19 protein-coding genes and 1 pseudogene are annotated in these 24,251 nt (G+C 70.6%); 3 read left to right on the top strand and 17 right to left on the bottom strand.

Going from position 1 to position 24,251, the window contains the following annotated elements:
- Positions 1-488: 488 nt before the first annotated feature.
- The 5 genes and pseudogenes from EAO70_RS33725 to EAO70_RS33705 all read right to left on the bottom strand — a co-directional run bounded on the left by EAO70_RS33725 (position 489) and on the right by EAO70_RS33705 (position 10,772).
- The gene (locus EAO70_RS33725) at positions 489-4,766 is read right to left on the bottom strand and encodes a WD40 repeat domain-containing protein (protein ID WP_079041927.1); all 4,278 of its coding nucleotides are present in this window, start codon (positions 4,764-4,766) and stop codon (positions 489-491) included.
- Positions 4,759-6,240, bottom strand: a complete 1,482-nt coding sequence (locus EAO70_RS33720) for a lipase/acyltransferase domain-containing protein (protein ID WP_254047311.1) — start codon at positions 6,238-6,240, stop codon at positions 4,759-4,761. Before EAO70_RS33720 ends, EAO70_RS33725 begins: the two co-directional genes overlap by 8 nt.
- 146 nt (positions 6,241-6,386) lie before the next feature.
- Positions 6,387-6,796 (bottom strand): annotated as a pseudogene (locus EAO70_RS40515) (hypothetical protein); the annotation flags it as partial.
- 523 nt (positions 6,797-7,319) lie between these two features.
- Positions 7,320-8,648, bottom strand: a complete 1,329-nt coding sequence (locus EAO70_RS33710; RefSeq protein WP_148006527.1) for a class I SAM-dependent RNA methyltransferase — start codon at positions 8,646-8,648, stop codon at positions 7,320-7,322.
- 72 nt (positions 8,649-8,720) lie between these two features.
- Positions 8,721-10,772 (bottom strand): APC family permease, encoded by a 2,052-nt coding sequence (locus EAO70_RS33705; protein WP_148006526.1) that lies wholly within the window; start codon positions 10,770-10,772, stop codon positions 8,721-8,723.
- 234 nt (positions 10,773-11,006) lie between these two features.
- Between EAO70_RS33705 and EAO70_RS33700 the strand changes: the two genes are divergently transcribed.
- Both EAO70_RS33700 and EAO70_RS33695 read left to right on the top strand, forming a co-directional pair.
- Positions 11,007-11,675, top strand: coding sequence for a potassium channel family protein (locus EAO70_RS33700; RefSeq protein WP_148006525.1), 669 nt, complete (start codon positions 11,007-11,009; stop codon positions 11,673-11,675).
- On the top strand, positions 11,675-12,352 hold the full coding sequence (locus EAO70_RS33695) for a potassium channel family protein (RefSeq protein WP_148006524.1): 678 nt from the start codon (positions 11,675-11,677) through the stop codon (positions 12,350-12,352). The genes EAO70_RS33700 and EAO70_RS33695 overlap by 1 nt, the downstream gene beginning before the upstream one ends.
- A 91-nt stretch (positions 12,353-12,443) precedes the next feature.
- Here the strand turns inward: EAO70_RS33695 and EAO70_RS33690 are convergent, their stop codons facing one another.
- From EAO70_RS33690 to EAO70_RS33655, 8 genes are all read right to left on the bottom strand, one after another.
- Entirely contained in the window at positions 12,444-13,175 is a 732-nt protein-coding gene (locus EAO70_RS33690) for a DUF3159 domain-containing protein (protein WP_148006523.1), read from the bottom strand.
- A 3-nt stretch (positions 13,176-13,178) separates the two neighbouring features.
- A complete protein-coding gene (locus tag EAO70_RS33685) occupies positions 13,179-13,577 on the bottom strand; it encodes an OB-fold nucleic acid binding domain-containing protein (RefSeq protein ID WP_148006522.1) in 399 nt (132 codons plus the stop codon).
- A 57-nt stretch (positions 13,578-13,634) separates the two neighbouring features.
- A complete protein-coding gene (locus tag EAO70_RS33680) occupies positions 13,635-14,321 on the bottom strand; it encodes a response regulator (RefSeq protein WP_148006521.1) in 687 nt (228 codons plus the stop codon).
- A gap of 84 nt (positions 14,322-14,405) precedes the next feature.
- Positions 14,406-16,952, bottom strand: a complete 2,547-nt coding sequence (locus tag EAO70_RS33675; protein ID WP_148006520.1) for a sensor histidine kinase — start codon at positions 16,950-16,952, stop codon at positions 14,406-14,408.
- Positions 16,953-17,074: 122 nt separating this feature from the next.
- Entirely contained in the window at positions 17,075-17,743 is a 669-nt protein-coding gene (locus EAO70_RS33670; protein WP_261993176.1) for an ABC transporter ATP-binding protein, read from the bottom strand.
- Between the two features lie 213 nt (positions 17,744-17,956).
- Positions 17,957-18,721 carry a DUF3710 domain-containing protein gene (locus EAO70_RS33665; RefSeq protein ID WP_015036724.1) on the bottom strand — a complete coding sequence of 255 codons (765 nt, stop codon included), beginning with the start codon at positions 18,719-18,721 and terminating at the stop codon, positions 17,957-17,959.
- Position 18,722: 1 nt separating this feature from the next.
- Positions 18,723-19,235: a dUTP diphosphatase gene (dut, locus tag EAO70_RS33660; protein ID WP_148006518.1), complete on the bottom strand. Its 513-nt coding sequence runs from the start codon at positions 19,233-19,235 to the stop codon at positions 18,723-18,725.
- Positions 19,235-19,819: a PaaI family thioesterase gene (locus EAO70_RS33655; protein WP_148006517.1), complete on the bottom strand. Its 585-nt coding sequence runs from the start codon at positions 19,817-19,819 to the stop codon at positions 19,235-19,237. Before EAO70_RS33655 ends, dut begins: the two co-directional genes overlap by 1 nt.
- Positions 19,820-19,877: 58 nt before the next feature.
- Between EAO70_RS33655 and EAO70_RS33650 the strand changes: the two genes are divergently transcribed.
- Positions 19,878-20,381, top strand: coding sequence for a DUF3093 domain-containing protein (locus tag EAO70_RS33650; protein ID WP_148006516.1), 504 nt, complete (start codon positions 19,878-19,880; stop codon positions 20,379-20,381).
- A 76-nt stretch (positions 20,382-20,457) separates the two neighbouring features.
- Here the strand turns inward: EAO70_RS33650 and EAO70_RS33645 are convergent, their stop codons facing one another.
- The 4 genes from EAO70_RS33645 to EAO70_RS33625 form a co-directional block, all read right to left on the bottom strand.
- On the bottom strand, positions 20,458-21,519 hold the full coding sequence (locus EAO70_RS33645) for a hypothetical protein (protein ID WP_187284127.1): 1,062 nt from the start codon (positions 21,517-21,519) through the stop codon (positions 20,458-20,460).
- A gap of 11 nt (positions 21,520-21,530) precedes the next feature.
- Positions 21,531-21,827, bottom strand: coding sequence for a DUF4193 domain-containing protein (locus EAO70_RS33635; protein ID WP_003955561.1), 297 nt, complete (start codon positions 21,825-21,827; stop codon positions 21,531-21,533).
- 396 nt (positions 21,828-22,223) lie between these two features.
- Entirely contained in the window at positions 22,224-23,462 is a 1,239-nt protein-coding gene (locus tag EAO70_RS33630) for a sensor histidine kinase (RefSeq protein ID WP_148006515.1), read from the bottom strand.
- A gap of 4 nt (positions 23,463-23,466) precedes the next feature.
- Positions 23,467-24,120 carry a response regulator transcription factor gene (locus EAO70_RS33625; RefSeq protein ID WP_148006514.1) on the bottom strand — a complete coding sequence of 218 codons (654 nt, stop codon included), beginning with the start codon at positions 24,118-24,120 and terminating at the stop codon, positions 23,467-23,469.
- Positions 24,121-24,251: the final 131 nt, after the last annotated feature.

Below are 24,251 nucleotides of genomic sequence, written 5' to 3'. Positions count from 1 at the left end.
TGGGAACGTGGCGATGCGCACACCATCCCTGCCGTTCAAACCGGCGGACAGCCCTCCGGTGGACCGCGAACCGCTCTTCGACCACGAGGAAGGCGCGCATCACCTGCCGGTAGAGATGGTGTTGGGGATGGCAAGGTGGGCGAGGGGAGCGTAGTCGGCGGGGCTGGCGGGCCGGGCTGTCGAGGATACCGGGAAGGTCTGAGACACCATCTTCGGCCCCTTCTTTCAGACCAGTGACCGCACCTGTGTCTGGTATCCGATATTCGGCTGCCAGACTCGTCCGCGCACTTGCTCCGGCCCAGTGCCGCCAAGCAGGGAAAGCGGCCACAACAGCGCTGCAAGGCAGGCGAAATCATCAGGACAGCGGTGCAAGAATTCCCCGGCGCCGTAATGTCCGGATGTTTTCGGCGGCCCTCTGCGGAGCAGTGCCGCCGGTGACGAGCAGCCTCGCTTCCAGATATCTGCCTACCCGGCGGTGCTCACTCGGTTCAGGGCTTGCCCGTGAGGTTCGATCCCGCTTCGAGGCTCACTTGCACGAGGCCTTCCGTTGTGGCGAGGGCCAAGTCGCCGTCGACGAAGGCGACGTCGTGCACGGGAAGGCCCAGGGGGATACTCAGCGCCTCTGCTCCTGTCTCGGAGTTCCAGAAGCGGACGGTTCCATTGTTGTCGCCCGTGACGAGCATGGCTTCGTGGTCCGGGAGCCGATACGACTCAATGGCGGTCAGGTCTGGATGGGTGATCGACTTCCCCACGGCCTCGCCTGTCATGACGTTCCACCGTCGTGCGACCCCGTCCGCGCCCGCCGTGGCCAGGAGAGACTGCCCGCCGAGTCCGACGAACGCGGACAAGGCCCGTATGCCACCGGCGTGATCCGTCACCAACTCGCCGGTCTTCTCGCCGGTACCCGGATCCCACAACCGCACCACCCCGTCCTCACCACCCGTGGCCAGGAAGGACCGCCCGCCGAACCCGACGAACGCCGACAGCGCCTGCACCCCACCGGCGTGATCCGTCACCAACTCGCCGGCCTTCTCGCCAGTACCCAAATCCCACAACCGCACCACCCCATCCTCACCACCCGTGGCGAAAGCGAGCCTTTTGCCATCGCCACGGTCGACTCGGACCGCGGTTACCGCGAGGACGTCTCCGTCGCGTTCGGTCGGCAGCACATCGACCTGCTCGCCCTCGGCCGGGTCGAACACCCGCAGCACCGCGTCGGCGCCCACAGCGGCAATCAGCGTCTGTTCCTCTTCGCCGGTGAAGGACGTCAGCGCCCGCGTGGTCGTCGCGGCGTCGTGAAAGGGCACACCTGCCAGTCGGCCGCTGAGCGGTGCCCAGATCCGTAGGGTGTGGTCGTCGCCGCTGGTAGCCAGCAGTGGGTACGCACCGGACAAGGGCGGCACCGGCGTCACGGCCCTCACCCAGTCCTCGTGGCCTGCCAGAAGAGCTGTCACCGGCTGGCCGCCGGCCGGATCCCATAGTCGGACACTGTTGTCCGCTCCGGCAGTGACGAGTAGCGTCCGTACACCGTCCTCGCCTGACTCGACCAGCGTTCCCACCGCGAGGACTGGTTCCATGTGACCGGTGAGAGGCTCCCTGGTCTGCCTGCCGGTATCCGGATCCCAGATCCGTATCGTCCCGTCCTCACCCCCGGAAGCCAGCAGTGTCTGCCCTTCCCGCCCCACGAATGCCGCGACGGAGAAGACGGCTCCTTCGTGACCGGTCAGGGGATCAGTGATTTCCTCCCCGGTGACCGGGTTCCAAATCCGTAGCGTCCCGTCGTTGCCCGCGGTGGCCAGGAGCACATGCCTGTCCTGGTCGTCCAGACTGCCGAACGCCACCACCGAGTAGACGTCGCCATCGTGACCGGTCCCCACGAGCACATCGGTTTCCCGGCCGGTGTCCGGGTCCCACTCCGTCCCGGGCTCGTCCAAGCCTCCCACCGCCAGCTCCCTGCCAGTCAGCGGCTCCCAGACGCGCAGCGTCCCGTCTCCGCCTCCCGTGGCAAGCAGCGTCTGCTTGTTGGCGTCCTCGAACGCCGCCACGGAGTGGACCCAGTCGTCGTGAGCGGTCAGCGGCTCCCCCACTGCCTCTCCCCTGATGGGGTCCCAGATGCGTACCGTGCCGTCCGCTCCCCCGGTGGCCAGCAGCGTCCGCCCCTTCGGGCCCGTGAACGCCTCGATCGACTGGACGGCGGCGTCGTGCAGCGTCACCGGGTCCCCCACGGCTTCCCCCCGCGCCGGGTCCCAGAACCGTACCGTCCCGTCGTCACTGCCCGACGCCAGCAGCACTCTCCCTGAGGCGTCCGTGAACGCCACGACGGTCTGGACCGAGCCCCTGTGACCGGTAAGACGCAAGTGCGGTGCGTGGCCTTTCAGTTGTCCCCAGCGCACGGACCAGGCCGAATCAGGGTCGGAAGTTCTCCTGCCGAAGCGCTGCACGACGCTCTCCTGCGTGCAGCGAAGACTCGCGAGCTCCCGCAATCCTCGCCGGTCCCGGGAGTCCACGGTGGCGAGTTGCTCCCATGCGAACAGGACTCCGGCCACCGGGGGAGGAAGCTCGAACCGCCCGAGGGCTCTGAGCATGACGCTGGCGACGACCGCCGAGGGGCTCAGCCGGTCGAGCAGTTGGGGGCGGTCCGCAAGGACCTGCCATCCGTCCGGCCCGGCAAGACCGGCATGGGTGGGCAGATGGTTCACGACATAGGGGTTGGGTCGTTGGTCCAGCACCGGGCTCGGGGGTTCCACCAGGTACTCGGTGATACGGCGGTGCCGGTCGTCGTGCGCAGAAGGCGGAACCGTCCGGGTGAAGTGCTCGGAGAATGTCCGGTGCGCCAGGCGGTACACGCTCTGGCCCGATTCCGTGTCCAACATGAGGTACGGCGCGGCTGTGTCCGTCAGCTCTGTGATGTCGTCATCGGTGACGGCAATGTCAGGGCTGTCGGCGAGGGCCGTAGCGATGCCTGCCCAGACGCCGTCGGCGATGGGCAGGCCGCGCCCCTGTGTCAGAGCGAGCGCTTCGAGGAGGAGGCGATTACAGGGGATCTTTTCACTCAACCGCTCGACGGCCCGGGCGAAGAGCTGTCGGTGGTCGCACGCGAGCAGGGGGGTCGGGTCAGCGGCCAGGTCAGGGGTACTGATGATTTCGTGCACAGCAAGACGACCGTAGAGGAATTCCCGGTCAAGATCACTGAGGGCTTCCGCAGTCCTGTCGATCTGTGAGGGCTCGACGCCCAACCGGGCCCGTGCCGCGTGCAGTCGATTGCGTATGTACTGGCGCATGGCCGCGGGGTCGCGGACGACGCTCAGTGTCTCGCGGTTGCCGTTCCGATCCGTTCCCAGTGCCTCCATGAGGTCCGCGTCGTCGAATGCCGGCAGATCGGGTCCTTCGGCCGTGGACCGGCGCGTGCCAACAACGACGCGCACACCGTCCAGGTCCGCCAGGGGGCTGAGTATCCGTTCCGCGATCAGCAGAGGTAGGTGCGCCTCGTCGAGCGCGTCCGCCAGTAGCGTGAAGCGGACGTCGGCGTCGGCCCTGGAGAGCTGTTCGCCGGCGCCTCTGCCGACCGCGCGAAAGCGCTCGACCAGCCAGGCACACTGTTCGCCGATCGCCGCGTCGGGCGGAATGCCGAGCCCGGCCGAGTCCGCAATACGCTGCACCACAGTCCGGGGCGTCGCCCCCGTCAGGTGAAGGACCGAGTCGAAGACGTCGTAGGGAGGGACGCTGCCCTCGGGAAGGGGGCCGAGCTTCTGATGCTCAATCAGAATATCGGCGAGCTCACGACGGGAGTGCACCACGATGTGCCCCAGAAGCGCCGACTTACCCGACCCCGCCGCTCCGGTGACGACGAGCATCCCTCCTTCCGCGCTGTCGAGCCATGCGAGGATCCGGCGGCGCTCTTCCTCACGGCCTTCGAAGTACCAGTTCTGTTCCCCCAGTTCGGCACCACTGGCCTTGGGGATGAAGTGGAGACGCTCGTCGTCCGTGAGGTTGTCGAGGACCTTCTCGATGTCGGTCACGGTGTCCAGGGACGCCTGCATGCGGCCCGCCAGCGTGGGCACGGCGCGGCGCAGAGCGGCACCACCGTCACCCGGACGCAGGTGGACAGAACAGCCGCTCAGGTTCCGCTGGAGCTCTCTGGCGAGGTCGTAGAAGTCGATCGTGTCCTCGGTGCGGAAGGTGCTCGTCAGAACGGTGTTCAGTACCCTCCGGAAAGCGCCGAGGACGGTGCTCCCCTCCGCGGCCGTCGCAATCAGCAGGTAGTCGCGCGCTTCCTTGTCATCCAGAGCCTTGGACTGCATCCGATCCACGAAGTCACTGGAGGAGCACGCATCGATGATCACGATGGCCCAGCCGGCGTCGACCTGACACTGCCGCGCTTTGAGGGACTGCAGCAGGTCCTCGGGCCCGATGCCGTTCTGAGTCAGTTCCGCGGGGCTGAGGGCGTGGGCGAGCAACGTCGTGGGACCCCCGTTGCTCCACCCATGACCGACCCAGTACAGGACTGTGTCACCAGTGACGTGGGAGGCCGACCACTCTTCAAGTCGTTGCTTTACAGCGCCGACGTCTCGTTTCTCCGCGGGGACTGCCCAGGGGTCGACGCGAGCACCGAACGGTTCCAGCAGCGCGGCAACGGCCGCCACCTCCGGCTCCGTCTCCAGATGGTCATGGTGAACATACACACCGATGTCGACCGGAAAGAACTGCAGCGCCCCCGAGGCGTTCCCGCTGTCCGAAACAGTCACCATCGGCCGCGTCTCAGTCATCCTTGGGATCGACTGCCAGGACGAGCTGTGTGACGGGTGAGTTGCCTCCGGATTTGGCCTTGATCCGGTACAGACCGGGTGCGGGCAGGGTGACTTGGGCGCCGAGTTCACCATCGATTCGGTGGAGGCCCGCCCTGGCAATCTGCTGATCGGTTGCCGCGTTGTGGACGGTGCATCGCGTCCCAGCGTTCGCAGGCCGCCCCGAGTCCGGCGCGGAACGCACCCGCAGCAACCAAGGGCGACCTGCCACGACATAGTCGGGAACATCCAGGCCGATGTGACCGTCACCCAGTGCGGGACCACGGTTGTGGTCGTACTCGGTGAGCACGGCTCGCACATATTCGACGGCGGCGCTGTCCTTGGCCAGGCCGCCATGCTGCAACGGGAGTCCTACAGGCTCGTTCGCGGCGAGGTGGGCCGCGTCCCGGTAGACGGTGCCGTCGCCTGCCCGGTCACGGCGGATGGGGATGCGGTCACCGTCGCGGGCCAGTTCACCGTCTCCGTTACGCTCGAACGCGACGTACTGCTTGTGCACCACCCCAGCGTCGAGACGCAGACTCTGCGCCGTCGGCTGGGCCACGCCGACGAGCGCGCGGTGCCCTTGGAGGGCGGGCGCCCGTTCACGCATGCGTTGCTGGAACAATTGGGCCTCACGGGCGAGTTCTACGTCACCACCCAAGGCTGCCACGTCGGCCGGGCCCAGGCGGTGCACGTCAGTCCCCGCGTCGACGCAGCGGTAGTCCGGCAGCAGGTCGTGCACGCCGGGCAGTGTCGCCGACAGGGCCTGCATCCGGCGTCGCAGCCGGGCGGGCAGACGGCCGGAGCGGTCGCCGTTGAGGATGACGGCCGCCTTGACCGAACCAAGGAACGGCGTGCCGAGGGTGACCACGGCTCTGGTGTCAGGGGCCAGGTCGCTGCCCTGGGACACGGCGTGGGCGAAGGCGGCCCGGGTGACCAGGCCGCCCATGGAATGGGCGACGAACACCAGGCGGGCCTCGCGCCCGTCCGGATGCCGACGGCGTGCCCGATCGTGCTCCTCACTGGCGCGCCACCGGATCAGGTGACGATGGGCGGCTTCCGCCAGCAGTGCGCCGTTGACGGCGACGGGTAGCCGCCAGTCGTACGGGAACTCGAGTACGGCCTTCGGGTCAGCGACCGTCCGCTCGATGGCGGCGAGCAGGGCGCTGTAGGGCTCGAGCCCTTTCAGGAACGGCGCCCAGACGGGAAAGCGCAGCAGCCCGGTGGCTTCCACCCGGCCGTACTTGCCGGACCGCTCGTCCTCGTCCATGTGCAACGGGTGCGTCCCGTCGTCACGCAGCCAGGCACCCAGCCACCGAGGATCACGCAGACCCCACACCGAGTGCCCTGTGACGGTGTCGCGCAGCGCACTGCCCATGATCCCCGGCACCACGACCACGGCGTCATGAGTGACATCAGGTGACACGCCGGTGCGCTCGTTCCCCCCAAACATCATGCAGGAACGATATCCGGCAGACGCCGTGTGGAGGAGCGGAAACCCAAGGACCACCGCCGCCGACGAGAGGCAGCGGCGGCACTCACCCGCGCCTTCAACTCGGTTCGCAGGAAGCGGGCCGAGTAGCACCGGGCGTACACCAGTTACTCAACGGCCTGGCGGACCTGGATACCGAGGGCCTCGGTGACCTCATCGCCCGCGTCGAGGTTCTTCTTCAGCAGCCCAACCAGGGTCTCGGACTCGTCGTACTCGAAGAATCGGCGGCGCAGGAGAGAGGCGAAAGCGCGGACAACGTTGCGTTCGGCGGCCTCGTTCCAGCCGATGTCAAGGACGTGTCGGCCAGGCTCGACCTCCCAAATGACGGAGAGGGTGTCGCCGAACCGTCCGTCGGCGACGGGCTGGAGGTGGATGAGCGTCGCGGCGCGGCCGTCGGAGGCCGGGCGGGGTCCACCCAGGCGACGACCCAGCTCTGACCCCGTACTTCGACGAGCTCACCATCCCGGGGCAGTCGCTCCTCCGGAACCGCCGCGCCCCCCACTCGCCGTGAGCCGCGGATGCCACGGCCGATGCCGACCCGGACATCGGCGCAGCCCCTGGACTGCGCCACGTCCCTGAGCCGCAAGACGACCGGGAACCGCTGTCGCTATTCGATGCGACGTCAGGCTGATCGCGCTGGAGGTGTCCCGGGACTCGATGAAGTCGCTAAGGTCCGCGCCGGGCTACGGGCGGTGATCGAACGCCGCTTACCGAAGGCAGGGCCGTGGGTCGTGGCCACGCGCTGACGCATTGGCCTGCCGCCACCTGCGGCATCTCCGCCACAAGACGTCCGCCGCGTTGATGGCAGTCACACGCTCACGGAAAATGAGCCTGCGATGGGTGCCTCTCCGGGATGAAAACCCCGCAGGACGAGCGTCATCTGAGCGTCAACATTCCGAGAAGTGGATGACACCGCTGCCGGCCCGGTCACCGCTGCAGCGTGAAGTCGCAGGTCAGACCTCCTCTAATGGACAGGCTGTCCGCTCGAACCGTTGCACAACCGGAAACAGGTCGAGCGGCCCGACCATCTGTAAAACCCCAGGTCAGGCGTCCTTCTTCACCGGCTCCAGAATCGCCACGCACTCCACGTGGTGCGTCATCGGGAACAGGTCGAACGCCCTCAGCGTCCGGACCTTGTAGCCCCGTTCCGCGAAGTACGCCAGGTCTCGGGCCAGGGCCGCCGGGTCGCAGGCCACGTAGGCGATGCGGCGGGCGCCCAGGGTTGCCAGGTGGTGGACCGTCTGCTTGCCCGCGCCCGCGCGCGGCGGGTCCAGGACGATGAGGTCGACCTCCGTGATGCCCGTGCGCGGGAGGACCGATTCGACCTTGCCCTGTTCCACGCGCACGCGCGGGAAGCCGGCCAGGTTGTGGCGGGCGTCCTCCACCGCGCGCTTGCCGGACTCGATGCCGAGGACCGCGCCCTGGTCGCCGACGCGGTCGGCGATGGCGCCCGCGAAGAGGCCGACGCCGCAGTAGAGGTCGAGGGCCGTCTCGCCCTTGCGGGGGGTCAGGCCCTGCATGACGGCCAGCATGAGGGTCTGGGCGGCCTTCGGGTGGACCTGCCAGAAGCCGCCGTTGCCGACGCGGTAGGTGCGCTCGTCGGCGCGCTCGCGGACGAAGGCGCGGCCGTGGACGCGGTGGACTCCGCCGTCCTTCTCGTCGACGCGGAGGACGGAGACCGGCTTGTCCAGCTCCACCAGGGGCAGCCGGCCGCCGGGCTTCGGGGTGAGGACGACCTGGCGGTCGTTCGAGCCGGAGGCGGCGATGGCCTCGACCGAGGCCATGTTCTCCCAGTCCCGCTTCTCGATGCCCAGTTCCGAGACGCCCGGCGCCGCGATCATGCAGTGGTCGATGACCTCGACGTCGTGCGAGCGGTGCTTGCGCAGGCCCGCGTGGCCGTCGGCGTCGATCGCGTACTGGACGCGGGTCCGCCACTGCGGGACCTCGCCCTGCGGGAGCTTGTCGCCCTCGGCCGGCATGACCGTGCCGTCCCAGCCGGCCTCCTCCGGGGTGAGGCCCGCGAGGCGGAGCAGCTGCTCCGCGATGACCTCGCCCTTGAGGCGGCGCTGGGCACCGGGCTTGGCGTGCTGCCAGTCGCAGCCGCCGCACTTGCCGGGGCCGGCGAAGGGACAGGGCGCCTCGACGCGGTCCTTGGAGGGGTCGAGGATCGTGACCGCGTCGGCGCGCAGGAAGCGGGAGGTCTCCTCACCCTCGGTGACGCGGGCGACGACCCGCTCGCCGGGCAGCGCGTGCCGGACGAAGAGGACGCGACCGGCCTCGGTGCGGGCGATGCAGTGGCCGCCGTGCGCGACCGGACCGACCTCGACCTCGTACTCTTCCCCGACCAACGACGAAACAGGGCTGTTCTGCATGGCGGGGAGACTCCAAGGGGGAGGAACGGGGGGAACGACCGTGGGCCGCCGTTTGCACGGCAGCCCACCAGTCTAGTTGTTCTTCGCGGCCGGTTCCTTCTGGCCCTTCTCCACCGGACCGCGGCGGACCGAGCCCGGCGCGTTCCACTCCTGGCGCTTCCTGGCCCGGTTCTTCGCGGCCTCGGAGGAGCGGAGCTGGTACGGGACCGAGGTGACCATGACGCCCGGGGTGAAGAGCAGCCGGCCCTTGAGACGCAGCGCGGACTGGTTGTGGAGCAGGTGCTCGTACCAGTGCCCGACGACGTACTCCGGGATGTAGACGGAGACGGCGTCGCGGGGGCTCTCGCGGCGGATGCTCTTGACGTACTCGATCACCGGCCGGGTGATCTCGCGGTACGGCGAGTCGAGGATCTTGAGCGGGACGTTGATGCCCCGCCGTTCCCACTCCTCCCGGAGCGCCTTGGTCTCGACCGCGTCGACGTTGACGGTCAGCGCCTCCAGCTCGTTGGCGTGCATGAGCTTGGCGTAGGCCAGGGCGCGGAGCGTCGGCTTGTGGAGCTTGGAGACGAGGACGATGGAGCGGACCCGGGACGGGCGTACGTACTCGTCGGGGCGTTCCTCGGCGGCGGCGATCTCCTCGGACACCGAGTCGTAGTGCCGGCGGATCGCGCTCATCACGCCGTAGAAGATCACCATGCCCAGCAGGGCCACCCAGGCGCCGTGGGTGAACTTGGTGGCGAGGACGACGACGAGGACGAGGCCGGTGAAGAAGGCGCCGAAGGCGTTGATCGCGCGGGAGCGGATCATGTGGCGGCGCTTGGCCGGGTCCCGCTCCGAGGCCAGGTGGCGGTTCCAGTGCCGGACCATGCCGGTCTGGCTGAGCGTGAAGGAGACGAAGACGCCGACGATGTACAGCTGGATCAGCTTGGTCGAGTCGGCCCCGTAGATCCAGACGAGCAGGGCGGCGGCGCCGGCGAGGAGCACGATGCCGTTGGAGAAGGTGAGGCGGTCGCCGCGGGTGTGCAGCTGGCGCGGCAGGTAGCGGTCCTGGGCGAGGATCGAGCCGAGGAGCGGGAAGCCGTTGTACGCGGTGTTGGCGGCCAGGAAGAGGACGAGCGCGGTGGCGGCGGCGAGGACGACGAAGAAGAACGTTCCGTCGCCGAAGACGGCGGCCGCTACCTGGGAGATCACCGGGTCCTGGACGTAGCCCGCGCCGACCGGGACGCCGTTGTTCAGGAGTTCCTCGGCGGGCTTCTCGGCCATCCGTACGTCGGTGGCCATGGCCAGGAAGATGATGCCGCAGAACATGGTGACGGCCAGGCCGCCCATCAGGGCGAGCGTGGTGGCGGCGTTCTTCGACTTCGGCTTGCGGAAGGCGGGGACGCCGTTGGAGATGGCCTCGACGCCGGTGAGGGCGGCGCAGCCGGAGGAGAAGGCGCGCAGCAGCAGGAAGACCAGCGCGAACCCGGCGAGGCCCTGGTGCTCCGGCTTGATCTCGTAGTCGGCGGTGGGGGCCCGCATGGTCTCGTCGAGGACGATGCCCTTGTACGCGCCCCAGGCGATCATGAGGAAGACGCCGGCGACGAAGACGTACGTCGGGATCGCGAAGAGCGAGCCCGACTCCTTCACGCCGCGCAGGTTCATCACGGTGAGCAGCACGATGACGCCGACCGCGCAGGCCACCTTGTGCTCGACGACGAAGGGGATCGCCGAGCCGAGGTTCTCGATGCCGGAGGAGATCGAGACGGCGACGGTGAGGACGTAGTCGACGAGCAGGGCGCTCGCCACGGTGAGTCCGGCCTTCGGTCCGAGGTTGGTGTTGGCGACCTCGTAGTCGCCGCCGCCGCTCGGGTAGGCGTGGACGTTCTGCCGGTACGAGGCGACGACCGTGAACATCAGGACGACGACCGCGAGGGCGATCCACGGGCTGAAGTGGTAGGCCGACAGTCCGGCCACGGAGAGAACGAGCAGCACCTCGCCGGGTGCGTACGCCACCGAGGACAGCGGGTCGGAGGCGAAGACGGGGAGCGCGATCCGCTTGGAGAGCAGGGTCTCTCCGAGCTTGTCGCTGCGCAGGGCCCGCCCGATCAGGATCCGTTTGGGAAGGTCGGTCAGTTTGGACACGCAGAGGATCGTAAGCGTTCGAAAACAGCCATGCGCACCGGCACCCCCGATCCGCACCGAATCTCCCTCAGTACCAGCTCGGATGCGGTCCCGGCCAGCGTTGCCGCATAAGCTCGGACCGGGTGACCCGGCAGGGTGTCGCCCGCCGCGACCCGGGCGCATCGGGTGAGGAAAGTTGTGAGCAGGGTGTTTTCGCAGGTCAGCAGGGCGATCAGGAGTGCGGGGTAAGGGGACGTGCACATCGTCATCATGGGCTGCGGGCGAGTGGGAGCCGCTCTCGCGCAGACCCTGGAGCAGCAGGGGCACACCGTCGCGGTGGTGGACCAGGACCCGACGGCCTTCCGCCGCCTGGGGTCGGGTTTCGGCGGTCGGCGCGTCACCGGTGTGGGCTTCGACCAGGACACGCTGCGTGAGGCCGGCATCGAGGACGCGGGCGCCTTCGCCGCGGTGAGCAGCGGCGACAACTCCAACATCATCGCCGCGCGGGTCGCGCGCGAGATGTTCGGCATCGAGAACGTGGCGGCGCGGATCTACGACCCGCGTCGCGCCGAGGTCTACCAGCGTCTGGGCATCCCGACGGTCGCGACGGTCCGGTGGACCGCCGACCAGATGCTGCGGCGGCTGCTGCCCTCGGGCGCGGAGCCGCTGTGGCGGGACCCGAGCGGCGGGGTGCAGCTCGCGGAGGTGCACACCACCCCGGCCTGGATCGGCCACAAGGTGAGCCGCCTCCAGGAGGAGACCGGCGTTCGTGTCGCGTTCCTCACCCGGCTGGGCGAAGCGATTCTGCCCACCTCCCAGACGGTGCTCCAGGAGGGCGACCTGGTGCACGTGATGATGCGTACGGACGAGATCGCCCAGGTCGAGGAGGCCTTCGCCGAGGGTCCCGAGGAGGGCGGTCACTGATGCGTGTCGCAATTGCGGGCGCGGGCGCGGTGGGCCGTTCCATCGCGGGCGAGCTGCTGGAGAACGGGCACGAGGTCCTGCTGGTCGACAAGGCGCCGACCGCGATCTCGGTGGAGCGGGTGCCGCAGGCCGAGTGGCTGCTGGCGGACGCCTGCGAGATCACCTCGCTCGACGAGGCGGCGCTCCAGCGTTGCAACGTGGTGATCGCGGCGACCGGCGACGACAAGGTGAACCTGGTCGTCTCGCTGCTCGCCAAGACCGAGTACGGCGTGCCGCGGGTCGTGGCCCGGGTGAACAACCCGAAGAACGAGTGGCTGTTCAACGAGGCCTGGGGCGTGGACGTGGCCGTCTCGACGCCGCGGCTGATGTCCGCCCTGGTCGAGGAGGCGGTGAGCGTCGGCGACCTGGTCCGGCTGCTGCGCTTCAGCCACGGCGACGCGAACCTGGTCGAGCTGACGCTGCCGCCGGAGTCGGCGGTCGCCGGCACCTCGGTCGGGGACGTGGCCTGGCCGCAGGACACCTCGCTGGTGACGATCATCCGCGGGTCCCGGGTGCTGACGCCGAGCCCCGAGGAGACGCTGGAGGCCGGCGACGAGCTGCTGTTCGTGGCCGCGCAGGCCCGCGAGGAGCAGCTGGAGGACCTGCTCCAGGTCCGCCGCGAGCCGACGGAGTCCTGAGGGGCTCCTGAGGGGCTTCCTGTACGGCCCCGGAGGGCGTACGAGAGGGCCCGGACCTGTTCGTCAGGTCCGGGCCCTCTCGTGTGGCGTCTCAGGCCTCCGGGTGGCCCTGCGCGGCCGCCTTGCGCTCCTTCTCGGCGCGCTCCTCGGCCTCCATCTCGGCGAAGACGTCGATCGGCGGCGGAGCCTTCGCGAGGAAGACCCAGGTGAGGTAGACCGCGAGCAGGAACGGCGGGATCTTGAGCGCCACCGAGACCCAGCCGAACTTGGTCGGGTCGGCCCACCAGTACAGCGGGAAGAGGATCGCGCACTTGCCGAGCAGGATCAGGCCCCAGGCCCAGCTGGCCTTGGTGTACGCCTTCTTGCGGCCCGGGTTGCGGGTGCGCCAGGAGAGGTTCTCCTTGAAGACCGGGCCGAGGATCAGGCCGATCAGCGGGACCCCGGCGGCGGCGGTGACGATGTACGCGAGGGCCAGGCCCAGGGTGTACAGCATGCCCGGCAGGTAGAAGTCCTTGGCGTTGCCCGTCATCATCGCGAAGACGACACCGAAGGCGACACCGAAGACCCCGCTGAAGGCGTGCTTGACGGTGTCGCGGCGGATCAGCCGGACGGCGACCAGGACCAGCGAGACCGCCAGCGCGGCGATCGCCGAGATCTGCAGGTTCTTGTTGATCGTGAAGATCGTGACGAACAGCAGGCCCGGCACGACCGTCTCGATCATGCCCCGCAGGCCGCCGAACGCCTCGAACAGCGCCGCCTCGGTGACCTCCTTCGAGGCTCGGGCGTCCTGGTCCGTGGTGGTCGGCTTGTCGAGGGACGTCACCGGCTACTCCTGTCCGAGCGGTCGGAGCTCGTATTTGGGGTTGAAGAGGACCCGCCGGCCGTGGCTCATGGAGATCCGGCCGGACGCGATCAGCTTGCGGCCCGGTTCGATGCCCACGATGGAGCGCCTGCCGAGCCACACGACGTCGAGCGGTGCCGTGCCGTCGAAGAGTTCGGCCTCCAGCGCGGGCACGCCGGCGCGGGGACGCAGCGTGACCGTGCGCAAGGTACCAGTCACCTTGACTATCTGGCGGTCGGAGCAGTCGCAGATGCGCGTGCACCCCGTCGCCTCGGCGTCCTCCTGGAGCTCCTCCGACTCCAGGTCCTCGGCGGAGGAGGAGAGCCGGTCGAGCATCCGGCGGAACCTGCCGGCCGGCTTCTCTGTACGCGGTGCAGCACTCATACAGAAAGCGTACCGGCCACCGCCGTCGCGGGGACCTGCCCCCGAGGGGGCGCCGATTCAGCGTTCGAAGCGGTAGCCCATGCCCGGTTCGGTGACGAAGTGGCGGGGGTGCGAGGGGTCGCTCTCCAGCTTGCGGCGGAGCTGCGCCATGTACACGCGGAGGTAGTTGGTCTCCGTGCCGTACGAGGGTCCCCAGACCTCCTGGAGCAGCTGCTTCTGGCTGACCAGGCGTCCGCTGTTGCGGACGAGGACCTCCAGGAGGTGCCACTCGGTGGGGGTGAGCCGGACGTCCCGGCCGTCGCGGTGGACCTTCTTGGCGGCGAGGTCGACGGTGAAGCCGGCGGTCTCCACGACCACGACCCCGTCGTCGGCGCCGCCGACGGGCTCGGCGCGGCGGACGGCGGCGCGCAGCCGGGCGAGCAGCTCGTCCATGCCGAAGGGCTTGGTGACGTAGTCGTCGGCGCCGGCGTCGAGCGCCTCGACCTTCTCGTCGGAGGTCTGCCGGGCCGAGAGGACCAGGATCGGCACCCGGGTCCAGCCGCGCAGGCCCCGGATGACCTCGACGCCGTCCATGTCGGGGAGGCCGAGGTCGAGGACCACGACGTCGGGGTGGCGTTCGGCGGCGAGCCGGAGGGCGGTGGCGCCGTCGGCCGCGGCGTCGACCTCGTACTTCCGTGCCCTGAGGTTGATCACCAGGGCACGGACGATCTGCGGCTCGTCGTCGACCACGAGAACCCGGGTCATGGAGGGGGGCCTTCCTTCTTCGGTCGCCCGTGCGGGCGGGGGCAGGACAGTACGGGAGTGGGGGGCCGGATCAGATCGTCGGGCTCAGGTCACGGCGTGCGCCGGGAGGTCGGCGGCCGGCGTCGGCGGTCCGCCCCGCGCCGCCCGGAGGGTGAGCACCATCGTGAGGCCGCCGCCCGGGGTGTCCTCCGCGCCGAGCGTCCCGCCCATGGCCTCGACGAAGCCGCGGGCGACCGCGAGGCCGAGGCCGACGCCCGACCCGCGCGGGGCGTCGCCGAAGCGCTGGAAGGGCTCGAAGATGCCGTCCTTGGCCTCGTCGGGGACGCCGGGGCCGCGGTCCACGACGCGGAGCTCGACCCGGTCGCCGAGGGTGCTGGCGGCGACCGCCACCGGGGTGCCCTCGGGGCTGTACTTGACGGCGTTCTCGACGATGTTGGCGACGGCCCGCTCAAGGAGACCCTTGTCGACCTCGACCATGGGCAGGCTCTCGGGGATGTCGAGCTCGGCGCTGCCGTCGGGCACTCCCCCGAGGGCCATCGGGACGACCTCGTCGAGGTCGACGGTCCGGATCAGCGGGGTGACGGTGCCGGTCTGGAGGCGGGACATGTCGAGGAGGTTGCCGACGAGGTGGTCGAGCCGGTCGGCGCCGGCCTCGATGCCCTCCAGGAACTCGGCGCGGTCCTGCGCGGACCACTCCACGTCGTCGGAGCGCAGGGAGGAGACGGAGGCCTTGATGCCGGCGAGCGGGGTCCGCAGGTCGTGGCTGACGGCGGCGAGCAGGGAGGTGCGGATCTTGTTGCCCTCGGCCTGCTTGCGGGCGTCCTCGGCCTCGCCCACGAGGCGCTGCCGGTCGAGGACGACGGCGGCCTGGGCGGCGAAGGCGCCGAGGACGCGCCGGTCCTCGGCGGGCAGCACCCGGCCGGACAGGGCGAGGGCGAGATGGTCGCCGACCGGCATGTCCACGTCCGCCTCCTCGGGCCGGGCCGCCGGGTGGGGGCCGACGCTCGCGGCGCGGGTCCAGGGCTCGATGCCGTCCGCCCGTTCGAGGAGGGCGACGGACTCCATGGAGAAGGTCTCCCGGACCCGCTCGAGGAGGGCGTCGAGGCTGGTCTCGCCGCGCAGCACGCTGCCGGCGAGGTAGGAGAGCACCTCCGACTCGGCGCGCAGCCGGGCGGCCTGGTGGGTGCGCCGGGCGGCCAGGTCGACCACGGAGGCCACCGACATGGCGACGCCGAGGAAGACGGCGATCGCCACGATGTTCTTGGGGTCGGCGACGGTCAGCCGGTGGACGGGCGGGGTGAAGAACCAGTTGAGGAGGAGGGAGCCGGCCGCGGCGGAGGCGAGCGCGGGCAGGAACCCGCCGAGCAGGGCGGCCGCGACGGTCAGGGCGAGGAAGAGCAGCATGTCGTTGGCGAGGCCGAGGTCGGCCTCGACATGGGTGAGGAGCAGGGCGAGCAGCACGGGTCCGGCGACGCCGACGACCCAGCCGCCGAGGATCCGGGAGCGGCCGAGCCGGGCGCCGCGGGTCACCGGGAGGCCGCGGCCCTTCGCGACCTCGCCGTGGGTGACGATGTGGACGTCGAGGTCGGGCCCGGATTCGCGGGCCACGGTCTGGCCGACGCCGGGGCCGAGCACGTACTGCCAGGAGCGGCGCCGGCTGGAGCCGAGGACGATCTGGGTGGCGTTGACCCCGCGGGCGAACTCCAGGAGGGCCGAGGGGATGTCGTCGCCGATGACGTGGTGGAACGTGCCCCCGAGGTCCTCGACCAGGGTGCGCTGGACGGCCAGCTCCTTGGGCGAGGCGGCGGTCAGGCCGTCGCTGCGGGCGATGTAGACGGCGAGGACCTCGCCGCCGGCCCCCTTCTCGGCGAGCCGGGTGGCGCGCCGTATGAGGGTGCGGCCCTCGGGTCCGCCGGTCAGGCCGACGACGATCCGCTCGCGGGCCTGCCAGGTCGAGCGGATGTTGTGCTCGCCGCGGTACTGCTGGAGGTACTCGTCGACCCGGTCGGCGGTCCAGAGGAGGGCCAGCTCGCGCAGGGCGGTGAGGTTGCCGGGGCGGAAGTAGTTGGACAGGGCCGCGTCGACCTTGTCCGAGGTGTAGACGTTGCCGTGGGCCATCCGGCGGCGCAGGGCCTCCGGGGACATGTCGACCAGTTCGATCTGGTCGGCGCGGCGCACCACCTCGTCGGGGACGGTCTCCCGCTGCCGTACGCCGGTGATCGCCTCGACGACGTCGCCCAGCGACTCCAGGTGCTGGATGTTGACGGTGGATATGACGTCGATGCCGGCCGCGAGGAGTTCGGCGACGTCCTGCCAGCGCTTGCGGTTGCGGGAGCCCGGCACGTTGGTGTGGGCGAGTTCGTCGACGAGGGCGACGGCGGGGCGGCGCTCCAGGAGGGCGTCGACGTCCATCTCGGTGAAGGCGGTCCCCCGGTACTCCAGGGTGCGGCGCGGCACCTGCTCCAGGCCGTGCAGCATGACCTCGGTGCGCGGCCTCCCGTGGTGCTCGACGAACGCGACGACGCAGTCCGTGCCGCGCTCCACCCGGCGGTGGCCCTCGGAGAGCATCGCGTAGGTCTTGCCGACGCCCGGCGCAGCGCCGAGGTAGATCCGTAGCTTGCCGCGTCCCATGGCACGACCATACGTCCAGCCAATCGGACATTCCGTACGCGGGGAGTACGCCGGGGCGGTCTTGACGTGTTTCTGATGGCGGGACCGCGCCGGCCCGCGGGGGTGCGGCCGGCCGGGCCGCGTCAGTGCTCGGTGATCTCGCCGTCGCTCAGTTCCAGGACCCGGTCGGCCAGGCCCAGGAGCTGCGGGTCGTGGGTGGCGACCAGGGCGGTGCAGCCCTCGCTGCGCACCACCGCGCGCAGCAGCTGCATGACGGCGAGCCCGGTCTCCTGGTCCAGCTGCCCGGTGGGTTCGTCGGCGATGAGCAGGGCCGGCCGGTTGGCGAGGGCGCGGGCGATGGCCACGCGCTGCTGCTGTCCTCCGGAGAGCTCGCCGGGCCGCTGGTCGGCGTGGTCGGCGAGGCCCACCAGGCCGAGGAGGAGGGCCACCCGCTCCTCGCGTTCCGCGGGGTCGGCCTTCCGCAGCCGCAGGGGGACGCCGACGTTCTCGGCGGCGGAGAGGATCGGGAGGAGGCCGAAGGACTGGAAGATGAAACCGATCCGGTCGCGGCGCAGCTCCAGGAGGCCGTCCTCGCCGAGGGTGGAGAGGTCGACGCCGTCGATGACGATCGAGCCGCCGTCCGCGCTGTCCAGGCCGCCGACCAGGTTGAGGAGGGTCGTCTTGCCGGAGCCGGAGCGGCCCTTGAGGGCGACGAGCTCGCCGCGCGGGATGTCGAAGGAGACCCCGCGCAGGGCGTGGACGGCCGCGTCGCCGGTGCCGTACGACCGGCGCAGGTCCGTCACCCGGACCATCGGCGGACCGGCCGGGTCCTCGGCGACGGCCGTCGCGGACCGCGTGCTGCTCTCACTCACCCTGTGCTCCCCCTCGTCGGCCTTGTGCCCCGCCAGTATGGTCCGGGGCCGGGCCCCGGGGCCAGGGCCCTCGGGCGGAACCCGGGGAGGACGGCCGATGGGCCGCTCTCCGTACGGGGTACGGGGGCGGCCCATCGGTTCAGGCAGGGGGTGTCAGCGGATCTCGGAGATCTCCGGACCGCGCTGGAGCTGGCCCATGCCGCCGGAGAAGCGGGAGTTCTCCTGCTCCTCCTGCTGCACGCCGTCCGGCACCATCTGCGCGTCGTTGGGCAGCTTGAGGACGATCGGGTCGCGGGGGGCCATCGGGCCGTCACCGCGGACGACCACGGTGTCCCGGACGATCTGCTCCAGCAGGCCGGCCGCCTCGGGCTGGACCGCGCCCTGCCCGGAGATCACTCCGCGCAGGAACCAGCGGGGGCCGTCGACCCCCACGAAGCGGACCAGCTGCACACCGCGGTTGCCGTCGGGCAGCTGCACGGGGACCTGCGCGCGCAGCTCCCAGCCCAGCGGGCCCTCGACCTCGTCGATGACCCCGCCCTGCTGCACGATGCCCGTGGCGATCTCGTCGCGGACCTCGCCCCAGATGCCCTCGTTCTTGGGGGCGGCGAAGGCCTGCAGCTGTACGGCGCTGTCGCGGAGGACGACGGTGGCCGCGACGATCGCGTCGCCCGCCACCTCCACCCGCAGCTCCATGCCCTCGACCCCGGGGACGAAGACGCCGCCCAGGTCGACACGGCCGTCCTCGGGCTTGGAGACCTCGGAGATGTCCCAGGGTCCGTCGGGCCGGGGCGCCGGCGGAAGGTTCACACGGCGCGGGGCCGCGTCGTCCGCGTCCTCGCCGTCCACCGCGTCGACGACCTGCTCGGCCTCGCCCGCCGCGTCCTCTGCGGCACCGCTCTTCTTGCGACGTCCGAACACGTCACTGTCCTTCCCGGTCGGATACGACCGAAGCGTATCGATTCCCACCCGTCGTGCCGTCCACGGCGGCATGACCGCCGGTGGACCCGAAGCCCCCCTCGGCCCGCGCCGAGCCGGGAAGCTCCGCCACCTCGTGGAAGCGCACCTTCTCGACCTGTTGGACGACAAGTTGGGCGATCCGGTCGAATCGTTCGAACCGCACGGTCTCGCGCGGGTCGAGATTGACCACGATCACCTTGATCTCTCCACGGTACCCGGCATCCACGGTCCCCGGGGCATTCACGAGCGCCAGTCCGCAGCGGGCGGCCAGTCCGGAGCGCGGGTGCACGAAGGCCGCGTACCCGTCCGGGAGGGCGATCGAGATCCCGGTGGGGAGCACGGCGCGTTCCCCGGGGGCCAGGACGGCGGCCTCGGTGGTGACCAGGTCCGCCCCGGCGTCGCCGGGGTGGCCGTAGGCCGGCAGCGGCACGTCCGGGTCCACGCGCCGGATCAGTACGTCGACAGGGTTGCTCATCAGGGGTTCACCTCGAAGGCGCGGGCGCGCCGGACCTGGTCGGGGTCGGACATGGCGGCCTGGATCTCCTCCGGGCGGCCGTTGTCGATGAAGTGGTCGACCTTGACCTCTATGAAGAGTGCCTCGGCGCGGACGGCGACGGGGCCCTCGGGCCCGCCGATCCGGCCGACGGCGGTCGAGTAGATCTTGCGGCCGCGGACGGCGGTGACGGCGGCCTCCAGGTGGAGCACGGTGCCCACCGGGACGGGCCGGACGAAGTCGGTCTCCAGCCGTCCGGTCACGGCGATGACCCGCAGCAGCCAGTTCAGGGAGCCGAGGGTCTCGTCGAGCGCGGTGGCGAGGACGCCGCCGTGCGCGAGGCCGGGGGCGCCCTGGTGGTCGGGGGTCACCGTGAACTCGGCGGTGACGGTCACGCCCTCGCCCGCGCGCGCCTCCAGGTGGAGGCCGTGGGGCTGCCCGCCGCCGCACCCGAAGCAGTGCTCGTAGTGGGCACCGAGCAGCTCGCCAGGGGCCGGCGCGTCGGGGTGGCGTACCGGCGGTATGGCGTCGGCCGGCGGGGTGAGGGCGGCAGATGTTCCAGTCACAGCCGCAGACCTTACCCGCGCGGATGGGCGCGGGTCGCGCCGTGCCAAGCTTGGACGCATGCAGCCTTCCGCGCCGTCCCCCGCCCCTTCTCCCGCGCCCTCCGCCGCGCCGCGTTTCGACGAGCGGCTGACGGCGCCCCGGTCCTGGTGGCTGATCGCCGGACTGCTCGGGCTCTCCGGCGGGCTGATCATGTTCCCGCTGGGCACGGTCCCGATGCTGGGCGGTCTGATCGTGGCGGCGGTGCTGGCCGGTGCGGCGGTCTCCTCGTACGGCTCCGCCCGGATCCGGGTGGTGGCCGGTTCGCTGGTGGCGGGYGACGCGCGGATCCCCGTCTCGGCGCTGGGGGCGGCCGAGGCGCTGGACGCGGAGGAGGCGCGCGCGTGGCGCACGCACAAGGCGGACCCGCGCGCGTACATGGTGATGCGCGGCTATGTGACCCGGGCGGTGCGGATCGAGGTCGTCGACCCGTCGGACCCGACCCCGTACGTGTACCTCTCCAGCCGTGAGCCGGAGGCGCTGGTGGCGGCCCTGGACGCCGAGCGCGCCGACGCCCGGGGCTGAGGGGGCGGCCCCCTCGGGCCGGGCTCCGGCGCGGGGTCCGGACCGCGCCGTGCGGCGGGGTCCGGGGTCCTGGAGGCTAGAAGCCGATCTCCTTGGGGTTCTCCGGCTGCTCCAGCGGGGGCAGGTCACGGAGGGAGTCCCAGGGGACCTGGCGGTCCCGCAGGTCCTTGCGGATGTGGGCCGCGAGCTTCTTGGTGTCGCGGCGGTTCATGACCGCGCCGACCGCCGCGCCCACCATGAAGGGGGTGAGGTTCGGCAGGTTGCGCACCATGCGCTTCATGATCTGCTGACGCAGTTCGCGCTTGAGCTGTCCGCCGAGCGCCGCGTTGACCGTGGTGGGCTTGGTGGGGTCGATGCCCCGCTCCTCGGCCCAGGAGGTCAGATAGGCCGCCGAACGCTGGGTGAGGCGGCCGGGCGGCCGCAGTCCGTAGACCTCGTGCAGTTCGGCGATGAGTTTGAGTTCCACGGCGGCGACGCCGGTGATCTCGGCCGCGAGTTCCGCCGGCATGGCCGGGGGCACGGGGAGCATGGCGGCGGCGCCGACGCCGGCGCCGACGGTCGAGCTCGCGTTCGCCGCGCCCGTGACGAGCTTGTCGGCGAGCTCCTCCGGGCCGAGCCCGGGAAACTGCTTGCGCAGGGTCGCCAGATCGCGGACGGGGATCCGCGGGGCGAGGTCGATCAGGCGGTCGGCCAGATGTCCGATGCCGGCCCTGGCGCTGTCTCCGCCGCGCTTCACGCCCTTGCGGACGCCCTGCGTGACGCCGCGCCGGACGTTGTCGATCCGCTCGGAGTCGATCCTGATCCTGTCCAGCCGGGCGCGCGTGGGGTTGGCGAGCCGCTTGACGGCGCCGAGGCGTCCGTCCCGCCGGGTCTCGTCGTCCTCCGTCTCGTCCGGCACGTCGAGCCGCCCCGCTCCCCGCGCCGCCGGCGGGTGCGCCGGGTCCGGCTCGGTGACCACCTCGAGCGAGGCCGGGAGGCCTCGCTCGTCGTCACGTCCGCCGAGGGAGGGCGGGGAGGCGGTCTGCTCGGCCTCAGGTGCCTCTTGGGCGCCCTCCGCCGGGCCCGAGCCGCCCTTGTGCGTCCAAGGGCTCCCAGGGAGCCGTAGACGCCGCTTCCGGGACGGTGTGTCGCCTGCCACGACCGAGGGTCTCAGTCGCAGTCGCGGCAGATGGGCTGACCGTTCTTCTCCCTGGCCAGCTGGCTTCGGTGGTGCACGAGGAAGCAGCTCATGCAGGTGAACTCGTCGGCCTGCTTGGGCAGGACCCGGACGGCCAGCTCCTCGTTCGAGAGGTCGGCGCCGGGAAGCTCCAGGCCTTCGGCGGCCTCGAACTCGTCGACGTCGACGGTCGAGGTCGACTTGTCGTTCCGGCGGGCCTTCAGTTCCTCAAGGCTGTCCGAATCGACGTCGTCGTCGGTCTTGCGTGGGGTGTCGTAGTCCGTTGCCATGTCGCTCTCCCCCTCTGGGTGGTTGCGGTGTCTCCAGCGCACGTAACGCGTGAGAGGTCGGACTTGTGCCCGACCTGAGGCGGAGATTTTGCCTCACATCAAGGTCTGTTACTCAATCGACACCCGTTCCGGTCTCTCGCGAGTGATCGGCTTCGGGTGGCGAACCGGACCGTACACGGTCCTGGGGGCGCGCCTCACAGGCGCCACCCCGTGTACTTCCCGTCATTCCAGGCCCGGGAAACCCGGACTTTTCCGGGTTTTCGCGGGGATTTCCCCGTTACGGAGAGTGGATGCCCGGACACCCTCCCCTGTGATCGATCACACATGAGCGCCTCAGGAGCGGGCCTTCGGAATTCCGCGCAAAGCGAACGGAACCGGGTCGGCTCGTGCAGTGTGTCAGATCGGCAGAGTGACGCGCATCACGAGACCTCCGCCCTCGCGGGGTTCCGCGATGATACGGCCGCCGTGCGCCCGGGCCACGGACCGCGCGATCGACAGGCCGAGGCCGACGCCCTTGTCGCTGCCGGTGCGCTCCTGGCGGAGGCGCCGGAACGGCTCGAAGAGGTTGTCGATCTCGTACGCGGGGACCACGGGACCCGTGTTCGAGACGACCAGGACGGCCTGGCCGTGCTCGGTGGCCGTGGTCACCTCCACCCATCCTCCCTCGGCCACGTTGTACCGGACGGCGTTCTGGAGCAGGTTCAGGGCGATCCGCTCCAGCAGGACGCCGTTGCCCTGGACGACCGCGGGTTCCCGCTCGCCCCGGATCTCGACGCCCTTGGCCGCCGCCTCGGCGTGCACCTGGTCGACGCCGCGCTCGGCGACCTCGGCGAGGTCGACGGGCTTGCGCTCGATGATCTGGTTGTCGCTCCGGGCGAGCAGCAGCAGGCCCTCGACGAGCTGCTCGCTGCGTTCGTTGGTGGCGAGCAGGGTCTTGCCGAGCTGCTGGAGCTCGACGGGCGCCCCCGGGTCGGAGAGGTGGACCTCCAGGAGGGTGCGGTTGATCGCGAGCGGGGTCCGCAGCTCGTGCGAGGCGTTCGCGACGAACCGCTGCTGGGCGGTGAAGGCCCGCTCCAGGCGGTCCAGCATCTCGTCGAAGGTGTCGGCGAGCTCCTTGAGCTCGTCGTCGGGGCCGTCGAGCTCGATCCGCCGGGACAGGTCGGAGCCGGCCACCTGGCGGGCGGTCCGGGTGATCCGGCCGAGCGGGGACAGCACCCGGCCCGCCATGGCGTAGCCGAAGGCGAAGGCGATGATGCTGAGGCCGAGCAGGGCGAAGAGGGAGCGGCGCAGCAGGTCGTCCAGGGCCAGGTCGCTCTGGTGCCGGAGGCAGACCGAGACCGCGTTGTTGAACTGCTCCCCGGTGCCGGTGTTCGGCAGCTCGCACCAGGAGGTGGTGGGCTGGACCTCGCCCTTGACGATCTTGAAGGGCAGCTGGGCCGCGCTGTCGGTGAGGGCCTGCGCGGTGAACAGGTAGATGATCGAGAGCAGCAGGATGCCCGCGATCAGGAACATGCCGCCGTAGAGCAGGGTGAGCCGTATCCGGATGGTCGGGCGCAGCAGGGGCCGGACCGGGTCCCGGGGGTCCCAGGTCGGCTTCGGGGGCGCCTGGGGGTGGGGCGCTGACGTGGTGGGCATCGCGTCAGATCCGGTACCCGGAGCCGGGGACGGTCACGATGACCGGCGGCTCGCCGAGCTTGCGGCGCAGGGTCATGACGGTGACCCGGACGACGTTGGTGAAGGGGTCGGTGTTCTCGTCCCAGGCCTTCTCCAGAAGCTGCTCGGCCGAGACGACGGCGCCCTCGCTGCGCATGAGGACCTCCAGGACGGCGAACTCCTTCGGGGCGAGCTGGACCTCCCGGCCGTCCCGGAAGACCTCGCGCCGGTTGGGGTCGAGCTTGATGCCGGCCCGCTCCAGGACGGGCGGCAGGGGCACGCTCGTACGGCGGCCGAGGGCGCGCACGCGCGCGGTGAGCTCGGTGAAGGCGAAGGGCTTGGGCAGGTAGTCGTCCGCGCCCAGTTCGAGGCCCTCGACGCGGTCACTGACGTCCCCGGAGGCGGTGAGCATCAGGACGCGGGTGGGCATGCCGAGTTCGACGATCTTGCGGCAGACGTCGTCGCCGTGGACGAGGGGGAGGTCGCGGTCGAGGACGACGACGTCGTAGTCGTTCACCCCGATGCGCTCCAGGGCCGCGGCGCCGTCGTACACGACGTCGACGGCCATGGCCTCCCGGCGCAGTCCGGTGGCCACCGCATCGGCGAGCAGCTGCTCGTCCTCGACGACGAGTACGCGCACGGCGTGGATCCTTCCCGTTGAGCCGTGGTCCGGAGCCGGACCACTGAAGATCTGAGCACTGACTGTGCGTGTCCATCCTGCCCCGTACGCGCGTAAACCGGCTGTAAGACAGGGGTGCGGGGCCCCGGGGA

The organism is Streptomyces sp. adm13(2018) (assembly GCF_008042145.1).
Lineage (GTDB): Bacteria > Actinomycetota > Actinomycetes > Streptomycetales > Streptomycetaceae > Streptomyces.
The sequence above is the reverse complement of the archived record's forward strand: the minus strand, read 5'-3'. Positions and strand labels throughout refer to the sequence as shown.